This window comes from Arhodomonas sp. KWT, from assembly GCF_010993615.1.
On sequence record NZ_WNXE01000002.1, the window covers coordinates 1 to 8,189 of the forward strand.

Consider the following 8,189-nt stretch of genomic DNA (forward strand, 5'->3'; position numbering starts at 1 on the left):
AGGCAGCGCATGGTGGTCTGATGCCCCCGCCACCCGGGGGGGCAGGCCAACGGCGGTACCCGCGCTTGCTGGGAACGCGTAATGCGGCTGGCGAAGATCAAGCTCTCCGGCTTCAAGTCGTTCGTGGACCCCACCACGGTGACGCTTCCCGGCGATCTCGTGGCGATCGTCGGGCCGAACGGCTGCGGCAAATCCAACATCATCGATGCCGTGCGCTGGGTCATGGGCGAGAGCTCGGCCAAGCACCTGCGCGGCGAGTCGATGGCGGACGTCATCTTCAATGGTTCCGGCAGCCGTAAGCCGGTGGGTGCCGCCTCGATCGAGCTCGTCTTCGACAACAGCGACGGCACCATCACCGGGCAGTACGCCGGCTACAACGAGATCGCGGTGCGCCGCCAGGTGAACCGCGACGGCCAGTCCGCGTACTACCTCAACGGCACACGCTGCCGCCGGCGCGACATCACCGACATCTTCCTTGGCACCGGTCTCGGGCCGCGCAGCTACTCGATCATCGAGCAGGGCATGATCTCGCGGGTGATCGAGGCGCGCCCCGAGGAGCTGCGCCGCTACCTCGAGGAGGCGGCGGGCATCAGCCTGTACAAGGAGCGCCGGCGTGAGACCGAGCGGCGCATCCGCGACACCCTGGAGAACCTGGAGCGGCTCGAGGACGTTCGCGACGAGGTCGCGCGCCAGCTCGAGAAGCTCAAGCGCCAGGCCGACACCGCCGAGCGTTACAAGGGCCTGCGGGCCGAGCAGCGCCAGCGCCAGGCCGAGCTGCACGTCCTGCGCCTGCAGGGCCTGGAGGCCGAGCGCGAGCGCCTGGAAGGCGAGCTGCGGCGCCGCGACACCGAGGTCGAGGCCGCGGTCGCCGAGCAGCGCCGGCTCGAGCGCGAGACCGAGAGCGTGCGCGCACGCCACGCCGAGGACAGCGACCGCCTCAACGAGATCCAGGCCGAGTACTACGGTGTTGGCTCCGAGATCACCCGCCTCGAGCAGCGCATGAAGCACCAGCGTGAGATGCGTGAGGCACGCCGCGCGGAGGAGGCGCGTACCCGCGAGGCGCTGGATGAGCACCGGGCCAGCCTGGAGCAGGACGGCGAGAAGCTGCGCCTGGCCGAGGAGCGCGTCGCCGAGCTGGAGCCGGAACACGAGGCCCTTGCCGAGGCCGAGGCCGGTGCCGACGAGGGCGTGCAGCAGGCCCAGCAGGCACTGGAGGACTGGCGCGAGCGATGGGAGCGCTTCAACGAGGACGCCCAGCAGCCGGCGCGTACCGCCGAAGTCGAGCGTGCCCGTATCGAGCAGCTCGAACGTCAGGGTGAGGAGCGGACCCGTCAGCGAGAGCGCCTCGCCCAGGAAATCGAGTCCCTGGACGAGGCCCTGGCCCGCGAGTCGGACGAGGCCGGCGCGGAGCGTCTGGAGGCCCTGGAGGAGCGCCTGGAGGGCCTGCGCGAGCGCCTGGACGAACGCGACGAGGCCCTGACGGCACTCGAGGACGAGGCCACCGAGCTGGACGAGTCCCTGGAAGGGACCCGGGAAGAGCGCCACCGTACCGCGGCACGGCTCACCTCCCTGGAGACCCTGCAGGAGGCCGCCCTCGGCGAGGGCGAGGCGGCGGGGCGCTGGCTTGCCGCGCAGGGCCTGGACGACGGCGAGCGGCTGGCCCGCCGCCTCGACGTCGAGCCGGGCTGGGAGCGGGCCGTGGAGGCGGTCCTCGGGGCCCACCTGCAGGCGGTCCTGGTCACGGATCCCGGGCGCTACGTGGCCGCCCTAGCGGCCCTGGAGGGTGACGAGATCGTGCTCCAGCGGCCCGCGGACGGGGTGCTGGATGGGGCATCGCCCGGCGACGGGCTTGCGCGGCGGGTAAGCGCCCCGTGGCCGGTGGCGGGGCTCTTCGCGGGGGTCCATACCGCCGAGGATGTGGATGCCGCACTGGCCCGAGCCCCCGACCTCGCGCCCGGCGAGGAGATCGTCACGCCGGACGGCACCCGTTTCGGACCGGACTGGGTGCACGCCCGCGGCGAGGCCCGTGACGACACCGGCGTGCTGGCACGGGAGCGCGACCTCTCGGAGACGCGGGAGGCGCTTGAGACGCTGGATGCCCGGCTCGCCGAACAGGAGGCCCGCCGCGGCGAGCTGCGTGAGCGCATCGCCGATCTCACCGAACGACGGGACGACGACCGCGATGCCCTCCACGAGGCCGAACGCGAGCGCGCCAGCCTGCAGGCGCAGGTGGACAACCAGCGGGCCCAGCAGCAGGAGCGCGGGGAGCGCCGCCGCGCCCGCCAGGCGGAGCTCGAGGACCTTGCCGAGGCCATCGAGGAGATCAATGCGGACGTCCGTGCCGCTCGCGAGCGCCAGGCCGAGGCGCTGGATCGCAGTGAGGCCCTGGACGAGACCCGGGAGCGGCTCAACGAGGAGAAGCTCGGTCTGCAGGACCAGCTGGATGCGGCGCGCGAACGCCTGGCCGACGTGCGCTCGCGCCGGCACGACGTGGCACTGCGCCTGGAGAGCGCGACCACGGCCAGACAGTCCCTGGCGGAGTCCGTCTCACGCCAGAAGGCCCAGTGCGAACGCCTCGAGGCGCGGCTCGCGGAGCTCGCAGCAGCGGACGACGAGCCCGCCGAGGTCGACGACGAGGCCGCCGAGGCCGAACGCCAGCGCCTGCTGGAGCGTCGCCAGTCCGTGGAACACGAGCTCGGCGAGGCCCGCACCCGCCTGGGTGACGCGGAGGAACGGCTGCGCGATCTCGAGACCCGCCGCGGCGAGGCCGAGCGCTCGGTCACCGAGCTGCGCGAGGGCACGGAGTCCGCGCGTTACCGCAGCTACGAGCTCAAGATCCGCATTCAGACCCAGGCCGAGCAGCTCGCGGAGATGGAGGTGGATCGCGCCGAGACCGCCACGGCGCTGCCGGAGGACGCCGACGAGCAGCGCTGGGAGGCGGAGCTGGAGCGCCTGGATGAGCGCATCCGCCGCCTGGGGCCGATCAACCTGGCGGCGATCGACGAGTACCGCGAGCTCGAATCCCGCAAGGGCTACCTCGACAGCCAGTACGAGGACCTCAACGAGGCCCTGGAAACCTTGCAGTCCGCGATCCGGCGCATCGACCGGGAGACGCGCCAGCGTTTCAAGGAGACCTTCGAGAAGGTCAACGAGGGCATGCAGCGTCTCTTTCCCCGGCTTTTCGGCGGCGGCAGCGGCTACCTGGAACTCACGGGCGAGGATCTGCTCGAAACCGGTGTGGCGATCATGGCGCGCCCGCCGGGCAAGCGGGTGAGCAACATCCACCTGCTCTCCGGCGGCGAAAAGGCGCTCACGGCAGTGGCCCTGGTGTTCGCCATCTTCGAGCTCAACCCGGCGCCGTTCTGCATGCTCGACGAGGTGGACGCACCGCTGGACGAGGCCAACGTCGGGCGTTTCTGCGACATGCTCCAGGCCCTGTCGGACCGGGTGCAGTTTATCGTCATCACCCACAACAAGGTGACCATGGCCGCGGCCAGCCACCTTGCCGGCGTGACCATGAACGAGCCCGGAGTCTCCCGGCTGGTGGCCGTGGATATGGAGGCGGCGACCGCGCTGGTGGACACCCCGGGGGACGGGGCTTGAGCTTCATGCACGCGCCATGCAGGCTGTTCCGAGCATGGCGAGCGCCCTCGGCCATGGCATCCAGGTGAGCGATCGGACGGGAAGATGGACGAACTGCGCTGGCTTTTGATCATTCTCGGTGCCCTGGTCATTGTGGCCATCTACCTGCATGGCACGTTCCAGAACTGGCGCCATGACGGCCTGCCCTGGTCCCGGAACCGTCGCAACCAGCGCGAGCCGTTCGCCGGCGGTGGTGTCGAGGAGCCCCACCTGGACGACGAGCTGCCCGAGTTCGATCCGGAGCTGGAAACCGGGCGCGAGACCGGGGACCTGGGCCGGGAGGGTGACGATGACGACCGGGTGTCGCCGTTTCACGACGTGGGGGCGGAGGCCGATCCCGAAGCCGGCATGGACGAAGGTGACGACCTCCCCGCCGGCCGCGACGAACGTGACTTCCCCGCCTGGGCCCACAGCCGCGTCGAAGGCTCACGCTCCCGGGCCGAGGAGTGGCCCGTGCCGGAGGCGGACGACGACGACTGGTGGCCGGACGATGACCTTCCCGTTGGCAGCACGCCGGATGACGGAAGCCCGGACGCGCCGGAGATCGAGGAGGGTGTCGAGGGCAGCGACGCCGGTGCGCTCGGCGACGGTGGCGGCGAACGCGAGCCCGCCCGCCGTGGCCGGCTCGCCGAGCGCCTGCGCCGGGCCCTGGGCACGGACGGCGGTGGCGACGGCAGCCGTGGCGGGGGCGAGGCCGAGGCGGACGTGCCCCCGGGGCTGGAGGAGAAGATCGTCGTCATCAACGTGCTCGCCCCCAACGGCGAGCGATTCCTCGGGCCCGCGGTGCAGGATGCCCTGCAGTCCGCCGGCCTGACCTTCGGCGAGCACGGCATCTTCCATCGCTACATCGAGGGCAGCCGGGGCCGGGTCGCGGAGTTCAGCGTCGCCAACATCCTCAACCCCGGCTGGTTCGACCTGGAGCGCATGGAGGGGTTCGAGACCCCGGGACTCGCGTTCTTTCTCCGCCTGCCGGGGCCGTTCGACGCCGTGACCGCCTTCGAGGAGATGCTCGAGGCCGCACGCCACGTGGCCGGCGAGCTCGACGGCCAGCTTCTGGACGCGCGCCGCTGCGACCTCACCCATCAGGCGGTGGAGCACCTGCGCGAGGAGATGATCGAGTACCGCCGCCGTGCGCACCTCGCCCGCCGGCAGCACCGAGAGTGACCACCCCGAACCCATGAGCGAGTCCAACGACGCCTTCCCCGGGGCGGAACGCCGTGCCGCCGAGCTGCGCGAGACCCTCGCCGACCACAATTACCGCTATTACGTCCTCGACGAGCCGGCCGTCTCCGACGCCGAGTACGACGCGCTGCTGCGCGAGCTCCAGGACCTGGAGCGGCAGTGGCCGTCGCTGGCGACCCCGGATTCGCCCACCCAGCGCGTCGGCGCGCCACCGCTGGAGGCCTTCGAGCCGGCGCGCCACGAGCAGCCCATGCTCTCGCTGGGCAACGTCTTCAGCGAGGAGGAGCTGCGCGAGTTCGACCGCCGGGTGCACGAGCGTGCCGCCGGCGGCGATGTCGCCTACGTGTGCGAGCCCAAGCTCGACGGCCTGTCGGTGAACCTGCGCTACGAGGACGGCCTGCTCGCGCGCGCCGCCACGCGGGGCGACGGTGAGGTCGGCGAGGACATCACCGCTAACGTGCGCACCATCCGCTCGGTGCCCCTGCGCCTCACCGGCGCGGCCCCGTCGCTGCTGGAGGTCCGTGGCGAGGTCGTCATCCGCAAGGCGGACTTCGAACGCCTCAACGCCCGGCGCGAGGCCGCCGGCGAGCGGACCTTCGCCAACCCCCGCAACGCCGCCGCCGGCAGCCTGCGCCAGCTCGATTCCCGGATCACCGCGCGCCGGCCGCTGACCTTCTTCACCTTCGGCACCGGGGCCAGCTCGGAGACACTGGCGGCCACGCACAGCGACGTGCTCACCCGGCTTGAGGCCTGGGGTTTCCGGGTCAACGAGCACGTCCAGCGCGTCGACGACGTGGACGGCTGCCTCCGCTATTACCAGTGGCTGCTGGAGTATCGCGATACGCTGAGCTACGAAATCGACGGCGCGGTCTACAAGGTCGACGACCTGGCCCTGCGCGAGCGCCTGGGCTTCACCGCCCGCGCACCCCGTTGGGCCGCCGCGCACAAGCTCCCGGCGCGGGAGGCCACCACGGTGGTGGAGACCATCGCGGCCTCGGTGGGGCGTACCGGCGTGATCACCCCGGTGGCCGAGTTGGCGCCCGTCGAGGTCGGCGGCGTGACCGTCAGCCGCGCGACCCTGCACAACCTCGACGAGGTGCGCCGCAAGGACGTGCGCGAGGGCGACACCGTCATGGTCCGCCGTGCCGGTGATGTCATCCCCGAGATCACGGCGGTAATCACCGAGCGGCGGCCTGCCGGCGTCGAGCCCTGGGACATGCCCGGCGCCTGTCCGGTATGCGGCTCCGAGGTGCTGCGCCTGGACGAGGAGGCCGCCCACCGCTGCATCGGCGGGCTGTACTGCCCGGCCCAGCGCATGGGCGCGCTGCTGCACTTCGTCTCGCGCCGGGCCATGGACATCGACGGGCTCGGCGAGAAGCTCGTCGCGCAGCTCGTCGAGCGCGACCTGGTGCGCACCGCCGCCGACCTGTATCACCTCGATGCCCGGCGCCTGAGCGGGCTGGAGCGCATGGGCGAGCGCTCCGCCGCGAACCTCCTGCGCGCCATCGACGCCTCCCGCGAGACGACCCTGGCGCGGTTCCTCTATGCCCTGGGGATCAATCACGTGGGTGAGGTCACCGCCAAGGCCCTGGCGGCCCACTTCGGCGAGCTCGATGCCATCAGGCAGGCGGATGAGGAGGCCCTTGAGTCGGTGCCGGACGTGGGGCCCGTGGTCGCGCAGAGCGTGGCGCACTTCTTCGCCCAGCCCCACAATCAGGAGGTCATCGACGGCCTGCTCCACGCCGGTGTCCACTGGCCGGCCCCGGAGGGGCGTGACGGTGATGAGGCGCCCCTGGCGGGCCGGACCTTCGTGCTGACCGGCACCCTGGAGGGGTTCACCCGCGACGAGGCGCGGGCGCGGATCGAGGCCCTGGGCGGCAAGGTGACGGGCAGTGTCTCCGGGCGCACCGACTACGTCGTCGCTGGCGCGGACCCGGGCTCCAAGCGGGACAAGGCAGAGCGCCTGGGGGTGAGCGTGCTGGACGAGGCCGCCTTCCGCGAGCTCGTCGGCGGCGCCGGCTGAGAGGCGGGTGGCCGGCTCAGCTGTCCTCGCCGAAGCGCTCGGCGATCAGGGCCTCCAGCGCCTCCATTGCCTGCGCCGCGTCGCTGCCCTCGGCCTCGATGAGGATGCAGCTGCCCTGGGCGGCGGCGAGCATCATCATGCCCATGATGCTCTTGCCGTTGACCGTGCGTTCGTCGCGGGTGACCTGGATGTCGGCGTCGTAGTGCCCCGCGGTACTCACGAACCGGGCGGCCGCGCGGGCATGCAGGCCGAGGCGGTTGACGATCTCCACCTCGCGGCGGATCCGGGTCGGTTCAGCGGTGTCGCTCATGGTGCCTGTCTTGCTCCGCGGGGGTGGGTTCGACGAGCAGCACGCCGTCGCGACCGCCGGTGTAGGCCTTGTCCCTAAGGGCCGCCAGCGGCAGGTCCGGATAGTTGAGCACGCGCAGGAGCATCGGCAGGTTCAGCCCCGAAACCACCGCCGTACCCATGCGCTCACCCAGGCGCACCGCCACGTTGCTGGGGGTCGCGCCGAAGGCGTCGGTGAGGATGAGCACGCCGTCGCCGCTGTCGAGGCGGGTGAGCAGCTCGGTGCCCCGGTGGACCATCGCTTCGGGGCTGCTGTCCTGGGGGACGTTGAGGTGCGCCGTCTCCAGCGGGCACGCGCCGAGGATGGTGCGCGCGGTGTTGAGCAGCTCCTGGCCCACACGGTTGTGCGTGATGATCAGCAGCCCGACACTCATGGCAGCTCCCGGTGACGGACGTTGACCTGCCCGAGCCGGCCGCGGAAGTCCCCGCACAGCCGCTCGGCGAGATAGACGGAGCGGTGCTGTCCCCCGGTGCAGCCGATGGCGATGGTCAGGTAGCTGCGGTTCTCCTGCTGGAAGCGCGGAATCCATTCGGCGAGGAAATCCCGCACCTGGGTGTGGAAGGCGGTGACCGTCTCCTGCGCCTCGAGGAATGCCGCCACCGGCTCGTCGCGTCCGGTGAGCGGGCGCAGCTCGGCGTTCCAGTGGGGATTCGGCAGGCAGCGCGCGTCGAAGACGAAGTCCGCATCCGGCGGCAGGCCGTGCTTGTAGCCGAAGGACTCGAACATCAGCGAGAGGGTGTAGGGGGCCCGGACCAGGCGGGCCCGGACCAGGTCACGCAACTCGTGGACGGTGGTGCGCGTGGTGTCGATGGTCAGGTCCGCGCGCTCGAGCAGCGGCTCGAGCAGCTCGCGCTCGCGATGGATGGCCTCGTCCAGGGAGGTGTCCTCGCCGCTCAGCGGGTGTCGCCGGCGGGTCTCGCTGAAGCGCTTGAGCAGGGTGTCGCGCTCGGCGTCGAGGAAGAGGATCTCGCAGTTGATGCCGCTGGCGCGCAA

The 8,189-nt window shown here is 71.5% G+C and carries 6 protein-coding genes; 3 read left to right on the forward strand and 3 right to left on the reverse strand.

Translation table 11 applies throughout. From position 1 onward, the window contains the following. The first annotated feature begins 81 nt into the window (after positions 1 to 81). The 3 genes from smc to ligA all read left to right on the forward strand — a co-directional run bounded on the left by smc (position 82) and on the right by ligA (position 6,847). Entirely contained in the window at positions 82 to 3,603 is a 3,522-nt protein-coding gene (gene smc / locus G7A99_RS00955; protein ID WP_163138666.1) for a chromosome segregation protein SMC, read from the forward strand. Between the two features lie 84 nt (positions 3,604 to 3,687). Further along, positions 3,688 to 4,806: a cell division protein ZipA gene (gene zipA, locus G7A99_RS00960; protein ID WP_018717618.1), complete on the forward strand. Its 1,119-nt coding sequence runs from the start codon at positions 3,688 to 3,690 to the stop codon at positions 4,804 to 4,806. 13 nt (positions 4,807 to 4,819) lie between these two features. Next, positions 4,820 to 6,847 (forward strand): NAD-dependent DNA ligase LigA, encoded by a 2,028-nt coding sequence (gene ligA, locus G7A99_RS00965; protein ID WP_163138667.1) that lies wholly within the window; start codon positions 4,820 to 4,822, stop codon positions 6,845 to 6,847. Between the two features lie 16 nt (positions 6,848 to 6,863). Here ligA and G7A99_RS00970 read toward each other — a convergent pair whose 3' ends face one another. From G7A99_RS00970 to rapZ, 3 genes are all read right to left on the reverse strand, one after another. Next, the gene (locus G7A99_RS00970; protein ID WP_018717620.1) at positions 6,864 to 7,157 is read right to left on the reverse strand and encodes an HPr family phosphocarrier protein; all 294 of its coding nucleotides are present in this window, start codon (positions 7,155 to 7,157) and stop codon (positions 6,864 to 6,866) included. Next, entirely contained in the window at positions 7,141 to 7,569 is a 429-nt protein-coding gene (locus G7A99_RS00975; RefSeq protein WP_018717621.1) for a PTS sugar transporter subunit IIA, read from the reverse strand. The genes G7A99_RS00970 and G7A99_RS00975 overlap by 17 nt, the downstream gene beginning before the upstream one ends. Continuing rightward, positions 7,566 to 8,189, reverse strand: a 624-nt coding sequence (rapZ, locus tag G7A99_RS00980) for an RNase adapter RapZ (RefSeq protein ID WP_240466048.1), incomplete at its 5' end; no start/stop codon positions are given. The genes rapZ and G7A99_RS00975, both read right to left, overlap by 4 nt.

Excerpts from the sequence above, each read along its gene's own strand:
- smc (WP_163138666.1), top strand. The coding sequence starts at position 82 with ATGCGGCTGGCGAAGATCAAGCTCTCCGGCTTCAAGTCGTTCGTGGAC.
- zipA (WP_018717618.1), top strand. The coding sequence starts at position 3,688 with ATGGACGAACTGCGCTGGCTTTTGATCATTCTCGGTGCCCTGGTCATT.
- ligA (WP_163138667.1), top strand. The coding sequence starts at position 4,820 with ATGAGCGAGTCCAACGACGCCTTCCCCGGGGCGGAACGCCGTGCCGCC.
- G7A99_RS00970 (WP_018717620.1), bottom strand. The coding sequence starts at position 7,157 with ATGAGCGACACCGCTGAACCGACCCGGATCCGCCGCGAGGTGGAGATC.
- G7A99_RS00975 (WP_018717621.1), bottom strand. The coding sequence starts at position 7,569 with ATGAGTGTCGGGCTGCTGATCATCACGCACAACCGTGTGGGCCAGGAG.